Annotated in this window: 19 protein-coding genes, 1 tRNA gene and 1 pseudogene; 12 read left to right on the forward strand and 9 right to left on the reverse strand. The window is 67.9% G+C overall.

Features of this window, described 5'->3' with window-relative positions; genetic code table 11:
• Together FFS52_RS23830 and FFS52_RS03450 are read left to right on the forward strand one after the other, a co-directional pair.
• A pseudogene (locus tag FFS52_RS23830) lies at positions 1 to 75 on the forward strand (ABC transporter permease); the annotation flags it as partial.
• A 146-nt stretch (positions 76 to 221) separates the two neighbouring features.
• Positions 222 to 1,157: a glycine betaine ABC transporter substrate-binding protein gene (locus tag FFS52_RS03450; protein WP_137808962.1), complete on the forward strand. Its 936-nt coding sequence runs from the start codon at positions 222 to 224 to the stop codon at positions 1,155 to 1,157.
• Between the two features lie 35 nt (positions 1,158 to 1,192).
• Here FFS52_RS03450 and FFS52_RS03455 read toward each other — a convergent pair whose 3' ends face one another.
• From FFS52_RS03455 to FFS52_RS03465, 3 genes are all read right to left on the reverse strand, one after another.
• Positions 1,193 to 1,681 (reverse strand): pyridoxamine 5'-phosphate oxidase family protein, encoded by a 489-nt coding sequence (locus FFS52_RS03455; protein WP_137808963.1) that lies wholly within the window; start codon positions 1,679 to 1,681, stop codon positions 1,193 to 1,195.
• Between the two features lie 76 nt (positions 1,682 to 1,757).
• A complete protein-coding gene (locus FFS52_RS03460; RefSeq protein WP_137808838.1) occupies positions 1,758 to 1,952 on the reverse strand; it encodes a hypothetical protein in 195 nt (64 codons plus the stop codon).
• Between the two features lies 1 nt (position 1,953).
• Positions 1,954 to 3,096 carry an LLM class flavin-dependent oxidoreductase gene (locus FFS52_RS03465; RefSeq protein WP_137808839.1) on the reverse strand — a complete coding sequence of 381 codons (1,143 nt, stop codon included), beginning with the start codon at positions 3,094 to 3,096 and terminating at the stop codon, positions 1,954 to 1,956.
• Between the two features lie 187 nt (positions 3,097 to 3,283).
• Here FFS52_RS03465 and FFS52_RS03470 point away from each other — a divergent pair, with 187 nt between their 5' ends.
• Complete coding sequence (locus tag FFS52_RS03470) at positions 3,284 to 4,456, forward strand: LLM class flavin-dependent oxidoreductase (protein WP_137808840.1); 1,173 nt, start codon at positions 3,284 to 3,286, stop codon at positions 4,454 to 4,456.
• Entirely contained in the window at positions 4,453 to 5,793 is a 1,341-nt protein-coding gene (locus FFS52_RS03475; protein ID WP_137808841.1) for an NtaA/DmoA family FMN-dependent monooxygenase, read from the forward strand. The genes FFS52_RS03470 and FFS52_RS03475 overlap by 4 nt, the downstream gene beginning before the upstream one ends.
• A gap of 69 nt (positions 5,794 to 5,862) precedes the next feature.
• On the opposite strand, the gene FFS52_RS03480 is transcribed toward FFS52_RS03475, so the two are convergent.
• Positions 5,863 to 5,934: transfer RNA gene (locus FFS52_RS03480), tRNA-Gln, on the reverse strand.
• Positions 5,935 to 6,053: 119 nt separating this feature from the next.
• Positions 6,054 to 6,809 carry a 3-oxoacyl-ACP reductase FabG gene (gene fabG, locus FFS52_RS03485; RefSeq protein ID WP_137808842.1) on the reverse strand — a complete coding sequence of 252 codons (756 nt, stop codon included), beginning with the start codon at positions 6,807 to 6,809 and terminating at the stop codon, positions 6,054 to 6,056.
• A 316-nt stretch (positions 6,810 to 7,125) separates the two neighbouring features.
• Here fabG and glmU point away from each other — a divergent pair, with 316 nt between their 5' ends.
• The 3 genes from glmU to arsC all read left to right on the forward strand — a co-directional run bounded on the left by glmU (position 7,126) and on the right by arsC (position 10,252).
• On the forward strand, positions 7,126 to 8,586 hold the full coding sequence (gene glmU / locus FFS52_RS03490; protein WP_137808964.1) for a bifunctional UDP-N-acetylglucosamine diphosphorylase/glucosamine-1-phosphate N-acetyltransferase GlmU: 1,461 nt from the start codon (positions 7,126 to 7,128) through the stop codon (positions 8,584 to 8,586).
• 57 nt (positions 8,587 to 8,643) lie between these two features.
• A complete protein-coding gene (locus tag FFS52_RS03495; RefSeq protein WP_004022643.1) occupies positions 8,644 to 9,621 on the forward strand; it encodes a ribose-phosphate diphosphokinase in 978 nt (325 codons plus the stop codon).
• Between the two features lie 289 nt (positions 9,622 to 9,910).
• On the forward strand, positions 9,911 to 10,252 hold the full coding sequence (gene arsC, locus FFS52_RS03500; protein ID WP_137808843.1) for an arsenate reductase (glutaredoxin): 342 nt from the start codon (positions 9,911 to 9,913) through the stop codon (positions 10,250 to 10,252).
• Between the two features lie 24 nt (positions 10,253 to 10,276).
• Here arsC and FFS52_RS03505 read toward each other — a convergent pair whose 3' ends face one another.
• The gene (locus tag FFS52_RS03505; RefSeq protein ID WP_137808844.1) at positions 10,277 to 10,723 is read right to left on the reverse strand and encodes a limonene-1,2-epoxide hydrolase family protein; all 447 of its coding nucleotides are present in this window, start codon (positions 10,721 to 10,723) and stop codon (positions 10,277 to 10,279) included.
• 238 nt (positions 10,724 to 10,961) lie between these two features.
• Here FFS52_RS03505 and FFS52_RS03510 point away from each other — a divergent pair, with 238 nt between their 5' ends.
• The 3 genes from FFS52_RS03510 (at position 10,962) to FFS52_RS03520 (ending at position 13,352) form a co-directional block, all read left to right on the forward strand.
• Positions 10,962 to 11,609 (forward strand): 50S ribosomal protein L25/general stress protein Ctc, encoded by a 648-nt coding sequence (locus tag FFS52_RS03510; RefSeq protein WP_137808845.1) that lies wholly within the window; start codon positions 10,962 to 10,964, stop codon positions 11,607 to 11,609.
• 45 nt (positions 11,610 to 11,654) lie between these two features.
• On the forward strand, positions 11,655 to 12,221 hold the full coding sequence (gene pth, locus FFS52_RS03515; RefSeq protein WP_058250849.1) for an aminoacyl-tRNA hydrolase: 567 nt from the start codon (positions 11,655 to 11,657) through the stop codon (positions 12,219 to 12,221).
• 111 nt (positions 12,222 to 12,332) lie between these two features.
• Positions 12,333 to 13,352, forward strand: a complete 1,020-nt coding sequence (locus FFS52_RS03520) for a beta-ketoacyl-ACP synthase 3 (RefSeq protein WP_137808965.1) — start codon at positions 12,333 to 12,335, stop codon at positions 13,350 to 13,352.
• Positions 13,353 to 13,511: 159 nt separating this feature from the next.
• Here the strand turns inward: FFS52_RS03520 and FFS52_RS03525 are convergent, their stop codons facing one another.
• Positions 13,512 to 14,276: an ABC transporter permease gene (locus tag FFS52_RS03525; protein WP_058250851.1), complete on the reverse strand. Its 765-nt coding sequence runs from the start codon at positions 14,274 to 14,276 to the stop codon at positions 13,512 to 13,514.
• Positions 14,273 to 15,340, reverse strand: coding sequence for an ATP-binding cassette domain-containing protein (locus tag FFS52_RS03530; RefSeq protein WP_137808846.1), 1,068 nt, complete (start codon positions 15,338 to 15,340; stop codon positions 14,273 to 14,275). The genes FFS52_RS03525 and FFS52_RS03530 overlap by 4 nt, the downstream gene beginning before the upstream one ends.
• 42 nt (positions 15,341 to 15,382) lie before the next feature.
• Between FFS52_RS03530 and FFS52_RS23605 the strand changes: the two genes are divergently transcribed.
• The gene (locus FFS52_RS23605) at positions 15,383 to 15,529 is read left to right on the forward strand and encodes a hypothetical protein (RefSeq protein WP_171011540.1); all 147 of its coding nucleotides are present in this window, start codon (positions 15,383 to 15,385) and stop codon (positions 15,527 to 15,529) included.
• Positions 15,530 to 15,631: 102 nt separating this feature from the next.
• Complete coding sequence (locus tag FFS52_RS03535; RefSeq protein ID WP_137808847.1) at positions 15,632 to 16,648, forward strand: beta-ketoacyl-ACP synthase III; 1,017 nt, start codon at positions 15,632 to 15,634, stop codon at positions 16,646 to 16,648.
• A gap of 63 nt (positions 16,649 to 16,711) precedes the next feature.
• Here the strand turns inward: FFS52_RS03535 and FFS52_RS03540 are convergent, their stop codons facing one another.
• Positions 16,712 to 17,599, reverse strand: a complete 888-nt coding sequence (locus FFS52_RS03540; protein WP_137808966.1) for a DUF559 domain-containing protein — start codon at positions 17,597 to 17,599, stop codon at positions 16,712 to 16,714.
• Positions 17,600 to 17,716: the final 117 nt, after the last annotated feature.

The following is a 17,716-nucleotide window of genomic DNA, read 5'->3' on the forward strand; positions in this document are numbered from 1 at the left end:
GCCCTGCTCGCCATGACGATCGACTGGCTCGGCCGCCTCGTCGAACTCGTCGCAACACCACGGGGGATCGCATGATGACACGGTCGCAGTCGGCCCGCTCGCTGCGCTCCCGGCGCCGGTCGCAGTCGGCCCGCTCGCTGCGCTCCCGGCGCCGGTCGCAGTCGGCCCGCTCGCTGCGCTCCCGGGCACTCGCAATCCTGGCCGCGTCGGCGGCCCTCGTGATGACGCTGTCGGCGTGTGGTCTGGTGAGTTCGTCCGGAACCTTCCGTCCCGCTTCCCTTCCCGGCGGTGAACGCCCGCTGGAGGGTACGTCGGTCGCCGTGACGTCGAAGAACTTCACCGAACAGGTCCTGCTCGGCAAGATCACCGCGACCTATCTGGCAGCGGCCGGGGCCGACGTCGACGACCTCACCAACGCACCGGGTTCGATGTCCTCGCGGCAGGCGGTTCTCAACGGTGACGCCGACATCGTGTGGGAGTACACGGGCACCGCCTGGCAGACCTATCTCGGTGAGACCGAGACCATCGCGGATCCGCAGCAGCTGTACGAGCGCGTCCGCGACGCCGAACGCGCCAACGGTGTCGAGTGGCTACCGCCGTCGTCGTTCAACAACACCTACGCCTTCGCCGCCTCGGCACCGACGGCCGAGCGGTTGAACGTCACCAAGATGTCCGACATCGCGAAGCTGCCCGAATCCGAGCGGACGTTCTGCATCAACGACGAGTTCCTCTCGCGCGCGGACGGTTTCATCCCCATGCTGGAGGCCTACGACATCCCGCTCGACGCCCCCGGCGGCGTGCCCAAGAGCAACGTGACGACCATGGACTCCGGTGTCGTCTACACCTCGACCGCGCGCAGCGAACCCTGCAACTTCGGCATGGTCTACTCCACCGACGGCCGGATCAAGAACCTCGAGCTCGTCGTCCTGGAAGACGACAGGAAGTTCTTCCTGCCCTACAGCGGGTGTGTCGTCATCGACACCGGCCTCAACGAGGCCAACCCGGAGATCGCCGAACTCATGGCACCGGTGTCGGCGAAACTCACCGACGAGCTCATGCAGGAACTCAACGGACTCATCGACATCGATGGCGCCGACCCCTCCGACGTCGCCTACGACTGGCTCGTGAAGGAAGGCTTCATCGTCCCGGTCGACTGACCGTCGACTCGGAGTCAATGAGACTGGTTCGGTGCCTAGACCGTCATCCAATGCGGGTGCAGGCGAAAGTAGATGACCTCGACGTCCCAGTCGAACGCATCGTCGCCGTAGATCTTCTGGAAGTGGGCCACCAACTCGGGCCAGTCATCGGCGCGGTCGCCGTCGAGCGGGTTGAGGATCTCGACCGTCCCGTGGGTGAACACTCCGAGCTCCTCGCCCTGGATGTGAGCCGCGCTGGCGGCCGGACGGGCGGTGAGGTGCCGAGCCTTCGCAGCTGTGCGCGCCGTGCCGAAGATCCACTTCCCGTGGAGGAAATGCCCGTCGACGGCGCTGATTCTCGGCTCGCCCGCCGCGGTCACGGTCGAGAGCGCGAGAACACGCATGCCCGTCAGGATCTCGACCAATTGCGGTGCGCCGACCGTGTTCTGGCTGCTGATGATGGACCGCAGATGATCTGTCGATCGGGACAGGGACGCGTCGAGAAGGGTCTGCAGTTCGTGTAGTTCATCCGGGGTCTCGTACATGGTGGGCGTTCCTCGTGGCTGCTCGTCGGCGACGACCGTCGTCACCGGAGAACCTCATGGTGCCACCGGGACCCGGTTATGAGACCTTTCCGCGGCCGACCGTTCTTGCTGACTCCAACGGGAGACCCAGGGGCGGTGCCTCCGGATGCAGCGCCGCACACACGGCGAGTAAATCCACGTCGACGCGACGCCGGATGCCGGTGAACAGCACCCTCAACGACGACCGCACACCGGCGCGTCGTCCGAAACCCTCTGCCGCGTAGCCGGTCATCTCACTTCCCTCGCAATCCCCATGCGGCCGCCAGCAACTCATGCGACGCCAGCCGATGGTCGAAGTCGTGGGTGACACTGGTGACGAGCAGCTCGTCGGCGCCGGTCACCCGCACGAGGGTGCGCAGCCCGTCCACCACGGTGTCGGGGTCGCCGACGAACTGGGTGCGCACGCGATCGTCGACCAGCGGGAGCGCGTCATCGTCGAGCGGCCGTGCCGTGTCAGGGTCCGGGTACGGTTGCGCGCCCGCTCCGCTGCGGATGCCGTACACCCAGTGTCCGTAGGTGGATGCACGGTGCCGTGCGGTCGATTCATCAGCGGCGACAACGACATCCGCGGAGACGACCAGATACGGCTCGGCCAGTACCGGCGACGGCCGGAACGCACTTCGGTATGCCTCGACGGCCTCCAGGACCGTGCTCGGGCTGACGTGATAATTGGCGACGAACGGCAACCCGCGCGCACCTGCGGTCTGGGCACTCTGCCCCTTGCTGCTCCCGAAGATCCAGACCGCCACGTCGGCGCCCTGCCCCGGCACCGCGGTCAGTTCGACGTCGCGGTGACTGAACCCGCCCGTCAGGAGCGCCAGGACATCACCGACGGCGTCGTCGAAGTCCGGCGGCGACGCACCGTCGAACTGCGAGGCCTCGAACGCGGCGACGACCCGCGGCGCGTTCAGGATCGACTCGACGGGGAACGGCGACGGTATGAGCAGGCCGTCGACGACCTCGTCGGGCTGTCGGGGTGCGGGCTCGCGGGGTGCGGATTTCCGGTCGGCGGTCGCCAACTCGGTGCGACGCTGCGCGGAACGACCGAGACCCAGGTCCAGTCGGCCAGGGTGGAGCGCGTCGATGGTCCCGAAGGCCTCCACGATCGACACCGGGGTGTGCAGGCCGCTCTGGACCGCCGCAGATCCCACGCGGATGGACTCGGTCGCGCCGGCGATGAGTCCGATGAGCGTGGTCGTCGACGAGCTGGCCACTGCCACGAAGTGATGCTCGGCGAGCCAGAAGCGGTGATATCCCAGACGTTCGGCGTGCCGGGCCAAGGCAACGCTGCGACGCACCGCCGTCGCCGCGTCACTTCCCTCGGTGACCGGCGCGAGGTCGAGCACCGACAGCGGTATGGGTTCATGTCCCGTCATACCGCTCCCCGACCGTCTCGAGTCCTGTGCCGAACACACCTCATCCTGATCACCGAAGCGGCATCGGCGGGACATCGGAAGGGTTAGGCCCACGCCGATCCGATGACCGGGCCCTGGAATCCCGTGTCATGCCGCCACTGTTCGAGACGGAGACACACATCGACGACACGACTCGAGGGGAGACTCGATGACCGAACACGTACGCGTCGCCGTGGCGCTGGACGGTTGCGGGTCGCATCCGGGTGCGTGGCGTGCGCCCGGGGCCCGGGCAAACGCGCTCACGACAGCGGCGCACTGGCAGCAACTGGTCGGCGAGGCCGAAGCCGGGGTCCTGGACTTCGTCACCCTCGCGGATACCTTCGCCCTGCATCGCGGGCATCCCCGCACCGACCGGGCGACGGGAGGACTCGACTCGGTACTACTCGCCTCCCGTCTCGCTCCCACGACCCGTTCGATCGGGCTGATCCCGACGGCGACCGCCACCCACACCGAGCCGTTCCACGTCTCCAAGGCGATCGCGACCCTCGACTATGTGAGTCAGGGTCGCGCCGGGGTCCTGCTGCGTACGACCGCGGACCCGGACGAGGCCGCGCTGTTCGGCCGACGACGATTTCCCGACGATCCGGCGGTGCTCGCCGATCTCGCGTCCGAGGCCCTCGACTTCGCGACCGTGCTCGGTCTGCTCTGGGATTCGTGGGAGGACGACGCCGAGATCCGCGACGTCGCAACCGGTCGCTTCGTCGACCGGGACAAGCTGCACCACATCGACTTCGCCGGGGATCATTTCTCGGTGCGCGGCCCCGCCATCACGCCGCGCCCGCCGCAGGGCCGGCCGGTCATCGCCGCGACCGGCGCCCACCCCACCGATCTGCGGCTGATCGGTCGGGGCGCCGACCTCGGGTTCATCAGCCCGCGCGACGTCGACGACGCCGTACGCGCGGTGGACGCCGTGGGCACCGCACACTCCGACGCCGGTCGCGAGATCACCGATCCAGCACTCCTGTTCGTCGACCTGTTCGTCGTGCTCGCCGCATCGGAGGCGGAGGCCGACGACCGTCGGGCGCGGCTCGACGACTTAGCCGATGGACCGTTCACGCCCGACAGCGCGGTCTTCACCGGCACACCGGTCGGGCTCGCGGACGAGATCGAGCGCTGGGCCGCGGTGGCAGGGATCAGCGGAATACGACTGCACCCGGCCGCCTTGCCCGAGGACCTGCGCGCGATCACCCGAGAGCTCGTACCGGAACTCCGGCGCCGCAACCTGTTCCGCGATGAGTACAGCCATTCGACGCTGCGCGGGCACCTCGGCCTGGCGCGCCCGTCCAATCGTTTCGCCACTGGAAAGGCCGGTGTCGCATGACCAAACAGGTCCATCTCGCCGCCCACTTCCCCGGGGTCAACAACACCACGGTGTGGAGCGACCCGGCGTCGGGCAGCCAGATCGAGTTCGACTCGTTCGTCCACCTCGCGCAGACCGCCGAGCGCGGGAAGTTCGACTTCTTCTTCCTCGCCGAAGGACTGCGGCTCCGCGAGCAGAACGGGCTGATCTACGACCTCGACGTGGTCGGCCGACCGGACACCTTCACCGTGCTGTCCGCGTTGGCCGCGGTCACCACCCACCTCGGCCTGACCGGCACCATCAACTCGACCTTCAACGAACCCGTCGACGTCGCACGGCAATTCGCCACCCTCGATCACCTGTCCGCCGGACGCGCGGCCTGGAATGTGGTGACCTCGTGGGACGAGTTCACCGGCGAGAACTTCCGCCGTGGCGGCTATCTGCCCGAGGACCAACGGTACGCACGCGCGAAGGAATTCTTCACCGCCGCCGCGACGCTCTGGGACTCATGGCGCGACGATGACGTCGTCGCCGATGCCGAGAACGGCCGATTCCTGGCACGCCTCGAGGCGGGTGAATTCGACGTCACCAGTTCGCAATTCGACATCCGCGGACATTTTCCGACGCCTCGTCCGCCACAGGGGCGGCCGGTCATCTTCCAGGCCGGGGACTCCGACGAGGGCCGAGAGTTCGCGGCCGCGACCGCCGACGCCATCTTCTCCCGGCACGCCACCTACGACGCCGGCCGGGCGTTCTACACCGACGTCAAACGACGACTCGCCGCATACGGACGACGCCCCGAACAGCTCCTGGCACTGCCCGCCGCCACCTTCGTCGTCGGCGACACCGACGCGCAGGCAGCCGAACTCGCCCACGAGGTGCGCCTGCAACAGGTCAGCGGTCAGACGGCGATCAAGTTCCTGGAACAGCTGTGGAACCGGGATCTGTCCGATCACGACCCCGACGGTCCGCTGCCGCAGGTGGATCCGATCCCGGGCGAGAACACGGTCGCGAAGGGACGCGCGAGCGTGCGCATGCACCGTGACCCGGTCGCCGTGGCGCGCGAATGGCGCGACCTGGCCGAGGCGAAGAACCTGACGACGCGTGAACTCATCATCGAGGTCACCGGCCGCCAGTCTTTCGTCGGCTCGCCGCAGACGATCGCGCACACGATCAACGATTTCGTGCAGGCCGACGTCGCCGACGGTTTCATCCTGGTGCCCCACATCGTGCCCGGCGGGCTCGACCGGTTCGTCGACGAGGTGGTGCCGGCGCTGCAGGAGCTGGGCGTGTATCGCACCGACTACGAGGGATCGACGCTGCGGAACAATCTGGGACTTGCGCGCCCGGGGGGTTGAGCCTCGCCTGGGACCGGGCTGCTCGTCGTGAGACTCTCCGGAGGCCGCGGCTGCGCCGCGACTCATGAGCTCCGCCACCAGGACTCGAACCTAGAATGCCTGAACCAAAATCAGGAGTGTTGCCGATTACACCATGGCGGATCACTGCGCTGACGATTGTGCCACAGCCCGCGGGCACTCACGCCAGGTGACCACTCGACGTCAACTCGACTCACAGACTTCGATCGAGGTCTGGGAGTCGAGTCGACGTCTGGGAGTGATCAGTCCTTGGGGCCGCCGGCCACGTAGACGACCTGCCCCGACACGAAGCCGGCACCTTCGCTGATGAAGAACGACGCGGTGTGGGCGATGTCCTCGGGCACGCCGACGCGGTTGACCGGGATCTGGCCGGCGGCGGCGCGCTTGAAGTCCTCGAAGGGCACGCCGACGCGCTCGGCGGTGGCGGCGGTCATCTCGGTCTCGATGAACCCGGGCGCGATGGCGTTCGCGGTCACGCCGAACCGGCCCAGTTCGATGGCGAGGGTCTTGGTGAAGCCCTGCATGCCGGCCTTGGCCGCCGAGTAGTTGACCTGTCCCCGGTTGCCGAGTGCCGAGGTGCTCGACAGGTTGACGATGCGTCCCCACTCCGCCTCGACCATGTACTTCTGGGCGGCCTTGGTGACGTTGAACGCGCCCCGCAGGTGCACGGCCATGACGGCGTCCCAGTCATCGACGGTCATCTTGAACAGCAGGTTGTCGCGGGTGATGCCGGCGTTGTTCACGACGACGGTCGGCTTTCCGAGTTCGGCGACGACCTTGTCCACGGCCGCGTTCACCGAGGCCTCGTCGGCGACGTCGGCGCCGACCGCGACGGCCTTGCCACCGGCGTCGGTGATGGCCTTGACGGTGTCGGCGCAGGCGTCGGCGTCGAGGTCCAGGACGGCCACCGCGAGCCCGTCGTCGGCCAGGCGCTTGGCCACCGCCGCACCGATCCCCCGTGCGGCCCCGGTGACGATCGCCGTCTTCTGCGTGCTCATTCACTACCTCCGTGTGGTCGTTTCGCGAGCCGGACGACTCCGGCGCGCATGGTTGGTTCCCCCGCACCCACCCTGTTCCGTCAGCGACAACGGCAATGATCTACCGATTGATCGCTCGGCGTTGCGGTCCCTATGTGTTCTATCAGGCCCGGTCGCGAGGTTTCGCCACAAACAGCGCGCTGCATTTCTGCCATCGGGTACCGATGCGTAGGATCGCACCCGACGTGCGACCGCGAACCCGGTCAGCGACCCCCGCCGGCGCCGTCGGAGAGACATGATCGTGGCAGTCACCGATCAGGAAGAGGGTGGGCATTCGATGACGGGAACGTCGCCGTCCGTGGCCGTGATCGTCCTGGCCGCGGGTGCCGGTACCCGTATGAAGTCCAAGACCCCGAAGATCCTGCACACCATCGGCGGCCGCTCGCTCGTCGGCCACGCGCTCCACGGGACCGCGGGCATCGACCCCGAGCATCTCATCGCCGTCGTCAGCCACGAACGCGAACGGGTCTCGGCTGCCATCGGCGAGATCGGGGCAGGCCTCGGCGTCGAGATCGGGATCGCCGAACAGGACGCGCCCCGCGGGACCGGTGACGCCGCCCGCGTGGGACTCGGCGGACTCCCCGACGACTTCGACGGCACCGTCGTCGTCACCGCTGCCGACGTCCCCCTCCTCGACTCCGAAACCCTCCGCGCGCTCATCGACACCCATCTCGCCGACGGCGGGGCCGCGGTCACGCTGACGAGCTTCGTCGCCGACGACCCGACCGGATACGGACGCATCATCCGCGACGGGAAGGCCGTCACCGCGATCGTCGAACACAAGGACGCCTCCCCGGAGCAGCGCGCGATCACCGAGGTCAACGCCGGCGTGTACGCCTTCGACGCCGCTGCGCTGCGCGACGGGTTGTCGAAGCTGTCGACTGACAACGTGCAAGGCGAGTACTACCTCACCGACATCGTCGAGATCGCCCGCGGCGAGGGCCGGGCCGTCCGCGGACACACCGTCGCCGATCCCGTGCTCGTGGCCGGCTGCAACGACCGTGCCCAACTCGCCGCCCTGGGCGCCGAACTGAACCGCCGTATCATCCGTCGTCATCAGCTCGACGGGGTGACCGTCGTCGACCCCGCCACCACCTGGATCGACACCGACGTCACCATCGAGCCCGACGCGCACATCGCGCCCGGCACACAGCTGCACGGACGCACGCACATCGCCGCCGACGCCGTGATCGGACCCGACACCACTCTCACCGACGTCACCGTCGGACCCGGCGCGCAGGTGATCCGCACGCACGGCAGTCAGGCGGTCATCGGCGCCGAGGCCACCGTCGGGCCCTTCGCCTACCTGCGACCGGGCACGGCCCTCGGGGACGCGGGCAAGATCGGCACCTTCGTCGAGACCAAGAACGCGACCATCGGTGCCGGGTCCAAGATCCCGCACCTCACCTATGTCGGCGACGCCACCATCGGCGAGCACTCCAACATCGGCGCGTCGAGCGTCTTCGTCAACTACGACGGGGTTGCCAAGCACCGCACCGTGATCGGCGACCACTGCCGCACCGGCTCGGACAACATGTTCGTCGCGCCGGTCAGCGTCGGCGACGGGGCATACACCGGCGCCGGAACCGTGGTGCGGCAAGATGTACCGCCGGGAGCCCTCGCGGTCTCGGCGGGCGAACAACGCGTCATCGAGGACTGGGTCGTGCGTAAGCGGCCCGACACCGCGGCGGCGCGCGCGGCCCTCGATGCACGCGACAAGAACCCCGGGACGGCTTGACACCCCGACCCGCGCTCGACCCTGCAGATCCGAAACGACACGAACAGAAGAGTTTTCATGACCTGGACCACTGACAACCAGAAGAACCTGATGCTGTTCTCTGGTCGTGCCCATCCCGAACTCGCCGAAGCAGTCGCCGATGAACTGGGCATCAAGGTCACCCCGCAGACCGCCCGCGACTTCGCCAACGGCGAACTGTTCGTTCGTTTCGAGGACTCGGTCCGCGGATCGGACGCCTTCGTCCTGCAGAGCTGCCCGTACCCGCTGAACCAGTGGGTCATGGAGGCGCTCATCATGATCGACGCCCTCAAGCGCGGCTCGGCGAAGCGCATCAGCGTGATCCTGCCGTTCTACCCCTACGCCCGCCAGGACAAGAAGCACCGCGGACGTGAGCCGATCTCGGCCCGCCTCATCGCCGATCTGCTCAAGACCGCGGGCGCCGACCGGATCATCACCGTCGACCTGCACACCGACCAGATCCAGGGCTTCTTCGACGGCCCTGTCGATCACATGCACGCTCAGGGACAGCTCGCCGAGTACATCCGGGGCAAGTACGGCACCGACAACATCGCCGTGGTCTCCCCCGACTCCGGTCGCGTGCGTGTCGCCGAGAAGTGGGCCGACACCCTCGGTGGCGCGCCGCTGGCGTTCATCCACAAGACGCGTGACCCGCTCGTGCCCAACCAGGTCAAGTCCAATCGCGTGGTGGGCGAGGTCGAGGGACGCACCTGCATCCTCATCGACGACATGATCGACACCGGCGGCACCATCGCCGGCGCCGTGCGGGTCCTCAAGGACGCCGGCGCGGGTGACGTCATCATCGCCACCACCCACGGCGTGTTCTCCGATCCCGCGGCCGAGCGTCTCGCGTCCTGCGGCGCCAAGGAAGTCATCGCCACCGACACCCTGCCGATCCCGGCCGAGAAGCGGTTCGAGAACCTCACCGTCCTCTCCATCGCGCCGCTGCTCGCGCAGACGATCCGCGAGGTCTTCGAGAACGGTTCTGTCACAAGCCTTTTCGACGGCATCGCCTGAGTGTCCCCGCTCCCTGAGGTGCGAGCGAAGCGAGCCTCCCCCGCTCCCTGAGGAGGCCGGAGCTTGCGGAGGCCGTCACGAAGGGTCCTGGCGAGATGACGTCGCCAGCCCTTCGAGGCTCGTCGCTTGCGCTCCTCGCACCTCAGGGAGCAGAGGGATTGGCGCTTCTCAGGGAGCAGAGGGATTGACGCTCCTCAGGGAGCAGAGGGATTAGCGCTCCTCAGGGAGCAAGCTGCGGCTCCCCGCACCTCAGCCAACAAGCGGCGCCCCGCCGGGTACCGTGTCACCCGTGGACGCGACGATCTATCACAACCCGAAGTGTTCGACCTCGCGGAAGGCGTTGCAGGCCCTGCGCGACGCCGGGATCGAGCCGGCAGTCGTGAAGTATCTTGACGAGCCGTACAGCCGCGAACAACTCGTCGAGCTGTTCGCCGACGCCGGGATCACACCTGCGCAGGCCGTCCGCAAACGCGAGGCCCTCTACAAGGAGCTCGATCTCGCATCGGCCACCGACGAGCAGATCCTCGACGCCATGGTCGAGCACCCGATCCTCGTCGAACGTCCGATCGTGGTGACCGACAAGGGCACTCGCATCCCCCGGCCCATCGAGAAGCTCGACGAGATCCTCTGACTCCGGGGCGCGGCAGCGCTCAGGTCAGGCCGACACGGCCGGCGCGGGCAGCGGCCGCTGCACCGACGGCACGGCCAGTGCCGCGACCCCGCGCACCAGTGCCTTGGTCATGTCGAAGTAGTCGAAGTAGTCGCGCCACACCGTGATCCGGCCCTCGCGTACCTCGAACCGGCCGCACACCCAGAACTGGAGATGCAGCCGACCGAATCGGAGTTCGTCGACCCGCTCGGTCAGCACCACACCGGCGTCGTCGGCGCTCACGTTGATCATCCGGTAGTTGAATCCCACCGAGTCCTTGCGCGCCACCCCGCCCAGGACACCGGCCACCTTTCGCTTGCCGCGGATCGTCGGCAGCGAGACGTTCGTGTAGGCGATGTCGTCGTCGATGGTCTCCAGTGCTGCGGGGACATCGCCCCGCGCGAACTCGGTCAGCAGGGTCGTCACGATCTCGATCGGCGTCTGTGAGGTCATGGCAGACCAGTATCCCCGAGCGCGGCGTCGGTAGCGGGCGATGTGACATCCCGGCTGGTCATCGACTACTCTGGTCGCCGTTGTCTCGGCGAGGGTGACCCAGTCACCGTGATCGGCGCGGCCATCGCAGTACTCCTCACGCCCTCGGGGCAGGTGGATGCCCGCGGTCGGAGCTCGTGTCCGGTGGTGCTCGTCGCGACGCCGACAGAACACACCCACCGATCGCGAGGAGACCGTCATGGCCACCCAGACCAGCAAGCTGTCCGTCAGCACCCGTACCGAGAAGGGCAAGGGCGCAGCCCGCCGCGCGCGTCGCGAGGGCAAGGTCCCCGCCGTGCTGTACGGCCACGGAACCGACCCGCAGCACCTGCACCTCCCGGCCCGTGAGTTCGCCGCCATCCTGCGTAACAGCGGCCTCAACGCCGTCATCGACCTCGACATCGAGGGCTCCAGCCAGCTCGCGCTCACCAAGCAGGTCGACGTCCACCCGATCCGCAACTACATCGAGCACGCCGATCTGCTGATTGTCCGTCGTGGCGAGAAGGTCACCGTCGAGATCGCGATCATCGTCGAGGGCGACGCCGCCCCGGGCACCCTCGTCGTCCAGGACGCCAGCGTCGTCGAGGTCGAGGCCGACGCCCTGTCGATCCCCGAGCAGATCGTCGTCAGCGTGGAGGGTGCCGAGATCGGCCTGTCCGTGCACGCCTCTGATCTGGACCTGCCCGAGGGTGTGACCCTCACCGCCGATCCCGAGACCCTCATCGTGTCGGTCACCGAGGCGCAGCTCGCCGCCACCGAGTCCGACGCCGACGGCTCGGCAGACGCCGCGGCCGAAGGCGACGCCGAGGGCGAGGCGACCGAGGAAGCCGCCGAGGAGTCGGAGTAATCCGACCCCGGACTGCCCGGCTCGGGTGGTGAAACTGCGTAAGTGGTGAAACTCATTGTCGGACTCGGCAACCCCGGGTCCAAGTACGAGAAGACGAGGCACAACGTCGGCGCGATGGTCGCCGACGGCCTCGTCGCCTCGGCCGGCGAGCGCTGGAAGGTGCACAAGAAGTCCGGCGCCGAGGTCGCCGAGGTACGCCTCGGCGGCCAGTCGGTACTCGTGGCCAAACCCCGCACCTACATGAACGAGTCCGGCCGTCAGATCGGCCCGCTCGCCAAGTTCTACTCGGTCACGACTGACGACCTGATCGTCGTCCACGACGAACTCGACATCGACTTCGGCGCCGTCCGTCTCAAACGGGGCGGCGGCGAGGGCGGCCACAACGGGCTGCGGTCGCTCAGTCAGGCACTCGGTACGCGCGACTATCTGCGCGTGCGCATCGGCATCGGCCGGCCACCCGGCCGGCAGGATCCCGCCGATTTCGTGTTGAAACCGTTTCCGTCCTCGGCTCGGAGCGAGGTCGAACTCCTCATCGCCAACGGTTGCGACGCCGTCGAACTATTGCTCGGACAGGATCTGGAGTCCGCGCAGAACACCGTGCACGCCTGGTGAGGACACCGAATTCGGCGGCCGCGCGGCCGTAGAATCGCTGCGGCGGGCAATGCGAAGGGATCGGCAACAGTGGTCAACCTCTCGGTGAAGACCGGACACCAGAACGTCTCGATGCTCGGCATCGGCGCCTACCGTCCGCGACGCCTGGTCAGCAACGACGAGGTCTGCCAGGTCCTCGATTCCTCCGACGAGTGGATCTTCGAGCGGAGCGGTATCCGCAACCGCCGATGGATCAGCGGCGACGAGTCGGCGCGTTCGATGGCCGCCGCGGCCGCCGAGCGGGCCATCGCGAACTCCGGGGTGGCGAAGGAGAAGATCGGTGCGCTGATCCTCGCCACCAACAGTTGGAAGACCAAGATCCCGCACGGTGGCCCGAGCGTCGCCTCCGACATCGGGCTCAACGGCATCCCCGCCTACGACGTCGCCGCCGGGTGCGGCGGCTTCGGCTACGGACTCGGCGTCGCCGCCGACACCGTCCGCGCCGGCAGCGCCGAGTACGTCCTGCTCGTCGGCGTCGAGACCATGTCGGTGGTCATGGATCCCACCGACCGCAACACCGCGTTCATCTTCGGCGACGGAGCCGGGGCCGTGGTCGTCGGGCCGAGCGCGGACAACGGCATCTCTCCGACCGTCTGGGGCAGCGACGGCGAGAACGCCGAGGCGATCGGCCAGAACTGGGACATCCCCGAGTACATGGACCGCGCGCAGGCCTACCAGGACAAAGACCCCGAGACCGACCCGGTCGGTCGGATGGTGGTGACGATGGCGGGGCCCAAGGTGTTCCGCTGGGCGGCCGTCACCCTGCCCCGGGCCCTCGCCACCGTGCTGGAGACCTCCGGCGTCGGCGTGGAGGACATCGAGGTGTTCGTGCCCCACCAGGCCAATGCCCGCATCAATGACCTGATGAAGAAGAACCTCGGCTTCCCCGACGACCTGCCGATGGCGAACGACATCGAGAACACCGGGAACACCTCGGCGGCCTCGATCCCGCTCGCCATGGAGGAGATGCTCGCCACCGGCAAGGCGAGGGGCGGACAGACCGCGCTGCTCCTCGGCTTCGGCGCCGGCCTGAGCTACGCGGGTGCGGTCGTCACCCTTCCCCCGGCCCCGGCGATCACCAGTTTCGACTGACCCCCGGCTCCCTAATCCGAAGGAACGACAAAGCCATTGCTCCCTGAGGTGCGAGGAGCGTTAGCGACGAGCCACGAAGGGCTTGGCGACGAATCTCACCAGGACCCTTCGTGACGCTCGCAAGCTCGCTCCTCAGGGAGCAGGGGGCGGGCTCACGCCTCAGGCGTTCTCCTTGCGGAACACCGAAGTGCCCCACAGGGTTCCGAGTCCGGCCAGGATGAGCGACGCGAGGACGCCCCAGAGGACCTGAGCACTGGCGAGGTCGCCGGAGAAGGTGTCGCGCACCGCGTCGACGATCCACCGGAACGGCATGAAGTCGCTGAGACTCTGCAGCCACGACGGCCCGAGGGTCATCGGAAGCAGGATGCCCGACAGCAACAGGACCGGCATCATGACCATGTTGATGAGCGGCGCCATCACGTCCTCGCTCTTCGTGGTCAGTGCCAGTGCGTTCGACGCCGCGGCGCACGCGCCACCGATCAGCATCGTGATGATGATGCCGAGGATCACGCCGATCACCGAACCGCGCATGCCCATCAGATAGCCCAGCACCACCAGGATCAGCGCCTGCACGAGAAGTTGCAGCATGTCGCGCATGAGTCGACCGGTGAGCAGGGCGGTGCGGCTGGCCGGGGTCACCCGTTCGGCCTCGATCACACCCTCGCGCCATTCCCCGATCAGGCTGAATCCGGCGAACAACGCGCCGAACAGACCGAGTTGCACGAGCAGACCGGGGACCAGGAACGTGTACGGATTGTCGGCGCCGCCCGGGAACTGCGCGACGAGGGGCTTCAGCAGCGGCCCGAAGAGGACGAGGTAGAGGACCGGTTGCATCACCCCGATGAGGACCCAGGCCGGGTTGCGCAGGTTCATGCGGATCTGTCGGCGGAACACGATGGTGCTCTCGCGGAGGAACGTGGTCATCGGCTGACTCCCTGCTGGTTGAGTTCGACCGACGGGGCGTCGGCGCTCGTCGAATCGGTTGTTTCCGAATGGATCTCGTTGCCCCGCTCGGTCTCGGCGTCACGCAGCGACCGACCGGTGAGGGTGAGGAAGACGTCGTCGAGGGTCGGGCGGATGACCTCGATGGAGTCGAGGGTGATGCCCGCGGCGTCGAGGTCACGCAGCAGTCCGGGGACGGCCCGGCCCGCCCGCGGCACCCGGCTCCGGACATGCCGGCCGTCGATCTCGATCCGGCCGTCCGCGCGGCCACCGGTGACCGAGGCCAGTTTCTCCGCGGCGGTGGACACGGCCGCGGAGTCGGCGACCTCGAGTGCCACCAGGTCGCCGGACACCTGCGCCTTGAGGTTGTCGGCGGTGTCCGCGGCGACGATCCGGCCGTTGTCGATGATCATGATCCGATCGGACAGTTCGTCGGCCTCGTCGAGGTAGTGCGTCGTCAAGAAGACCGTCGCGCCGCGTTCGGTGCGCAACCGCCGGATGTGGTCCCAGAGATTGGCCCTCGCCTGCGGGTCGAGGCCGGTGGTCGGCTCGTCGAGAAAGACCAGGGACGGTTCGTGGACCAATCCCATCACGATGTCGAGTCGGCGTTTCTGCCCGCCGGACATGTTCTTGGGCTGGCGTTCCCACAGGCCGTCGAGTTGGAGCTGGGAGAACAGGGCGTGGCCGCGGCGGGTCGCCTCGGCCCGGGACAGCCCGTAGAGCATGCCGTGATCGACGATCTCATCGCCGGCCTGCGCCTGGCTGAAGGTGCCGCCGGCCTGTGACACGTATCCGATGCTGCGCCGGACCGAGACCGGGTCGGCCACCACGTCGAAGCCGTTGACCGTCGCGGTTCCCGCGGTCGGGCACAGGAGCGTCGTCAGCATGCGCAGCGTCGTCGTCTTGCCCGCGCCGTTGGGTCCGAGGAACCCGACCACCTCCCCTTCGGCGATGTCGAGGTCGACGCCGTCGACGGCCCTCACCTCGCGCTTTTTCTTTCCCTTCCCGGTGCTGAACACCTGGACCAAACCGCGTGCGTGGATCATGCGGACTCCCCTTCTCGATGTCGTCGAATGGTGTACTGACTCGTGCGTTCGGCGCTGCGCGCACGTCATCGTGTGCTGATCGTCGTGACCGCGGGCCGCTTTCCGACGCCCCGGCGGTGTTCGATCGACCTGCGGACCAGCATCCCGCTCATCGAGGACGACTTCGGTCCGCGTTCCGCGACCCCGTAACGATTAGGGGCGGGGTCCCGCTACTTCCCAGTAAGAGGCGGTGTGAGTACCGTCGTATGTCGGGTCACATATTCGCCGGGCACGTTTTGGGAAGGGTTCACCATGGCGGTCATCGCAGACACCACTGGCATCAACAACATCGGCATGCTCGGCATCGGCGCGTACCGCCCCGAACGCGTCGTCACCAACGAGGAGATCTGTCAGCACATCGACTCCTCCGACGAGTGGATCTACACCCGTACGGGGATCAAGACCCGCCGGTTCGCGCGTCGCGACGAGAACGTCATGGAGATGTCGGTCAACGCCGGACGCAAGGCGATCGCCAACGCGCTGCTGCAGGGGTCCGACATCGACGCCGTCATCCTCGCCACCAACACCCACCTGCTGCTGACCCCGGCGGGCGCGACCAAGGTCGCGACCGAACTGGGCTGCAACGGCGTGCCCGCCTTCGACGTCACCGTCGGCTGCGCCGGCTTCGGCTACGGCATGGCACTCGCCTCCGACATGATCCGCGGCGGCAGCGCCACCCACGTGCTGGTCATCGGCGCCGAGCAACTCTCGGTGACCATGGACATGACCGACCGCACCAACTGTTTTATCTTCGGCGACGGCGCCGGCGCGGTCGTCGTCGGACCCACCGAGCAGCAGCAGCTCGGCCCGGTGATCTGGGGCTCGGACGGCTCCCAGTTCAACGCGATCCGCCAGGACTTCGACTGGGTCACCTTCCTCGACAGCGACCGTACCCAGCGTCCCTACCTGCGCATGGAGGGCACCGCGGTGTTCCGCTGGGCCGCCTTCGAGATGGGCAAGGTCGCCCACCGCGCCCTCGAGGCCGCGAAGCTCGGCTCCGAGGACCTCGACGTCTTCGTGCCGCACCAGGCGAACGCCCGTATCAACGAACTGCTCGCCAAGAACCTCAAACTCCGCGACGACGCGGTCGTCGCCAAGGACATCGAGTACACCGGCAACACCAGCGCCGCCTCGATTCCCCTGGCCATGGAAGACCTGCTGTCCACCGGCAAAGCACAGCCCGGCCAGACCGCGCTGCTCCTCGGCTTCGGCGCCGGACTCTCCTACGCCGCGCAGGTCGTCACCATGCCGCCGGTTCCGTTCGAGTAGGGCGCCGTATCGAGTCCGGGGGCAATTTGATCCGCTCAGCGGCTCATGATGCCCCCGGATTGGTCATGCCGGCCGGTCGCGCTGCAAGCCGAGCGCCTGGCGGACACGCGCCACGACGTCGTCGGGCCGCTCCCGCAGATCACTCCACGTGAAGTTGAGGACGGTCCAACCCAATGCGATGAGGTCGTTTCGGCGTCGGCGGTCTCGCTGGAACGTCTCCGCGTCGCGGTGGAACGCCATCCCGTCGATCTCCACCGCCAACAGCCGATCCGGGAACGCGAGGTCGATGAAGTACCCGCTGGCCGGGTGACCGCACGACCAACCGCTCACACCTCCGGCGCTCAACACGTCGACAGCCAGCCGCTCCGCCACCGAGCGCGCGCCGGATTCGACGCCGTCGACGAGGGCCGCAATCGCGGGTCCATCCTCCTTGCCACGTCGACGATCAGCGGCGACGCGCAGCTGACGCAGCGAGACCTTGCGAACGAGCAGCGCGTTGTCGAGGACTCCGCTGTCGCTCTCGAGTGCGGCTTCCAGCACGGACAGCGGCAAGGCTGTCACGAGCAACTCCTTGCGGGTCACCACCTCCGCGTCCGCGAGGCAGCGGCGCCGGACCCGAACGCCCTCGACCGGAGAGCCATGCCGCGATCGCGGTGCGGTGACCGTGAACTTCTTCGGCGGCTCGTCGAGGAGCCCGTGCCACCACGCCGCTCCCGCTCCGGACAGCGCCGCACCGCGGCCCACGCTCGCGACTGCCAGTCGCGCACGGGTGGCCGGCGTCGTCGGATGATCGGCGAGCGAATACACCCCGCGCGTGTGCGGCATCCAGTCTCCGCAATCGACTCGACGCCGGACCGCGGACCGCGTGAGGCCGAATTCGAGCGCATCCGCCACGGTCAGTACCCCGTCACGGGCGAGAACGCGGCGCCGAAGGCCCGGTGGAAGCTGCACGACCATCAGACGCACAGCAACGGTGACGGGTTCCCAGTTCTCGGGGCGGGGGCACAAGGTGCCGCATACCGGCACAACCTGCCCCGGCACTCCACCGCGAGCGAGTTTGGCCGCCCC

Origin of the sequence: Gordonia sp. ALPHA1B1 (genome assembly GCF_005502615.1) — a bacterium.
Taxonomy (GTDB): Bacteria; Actinomycetota; Actinomycetes; order Mycobacteriales; family Mycobacteriaceae; genus Gordonia; species Gordonia hongkongensis.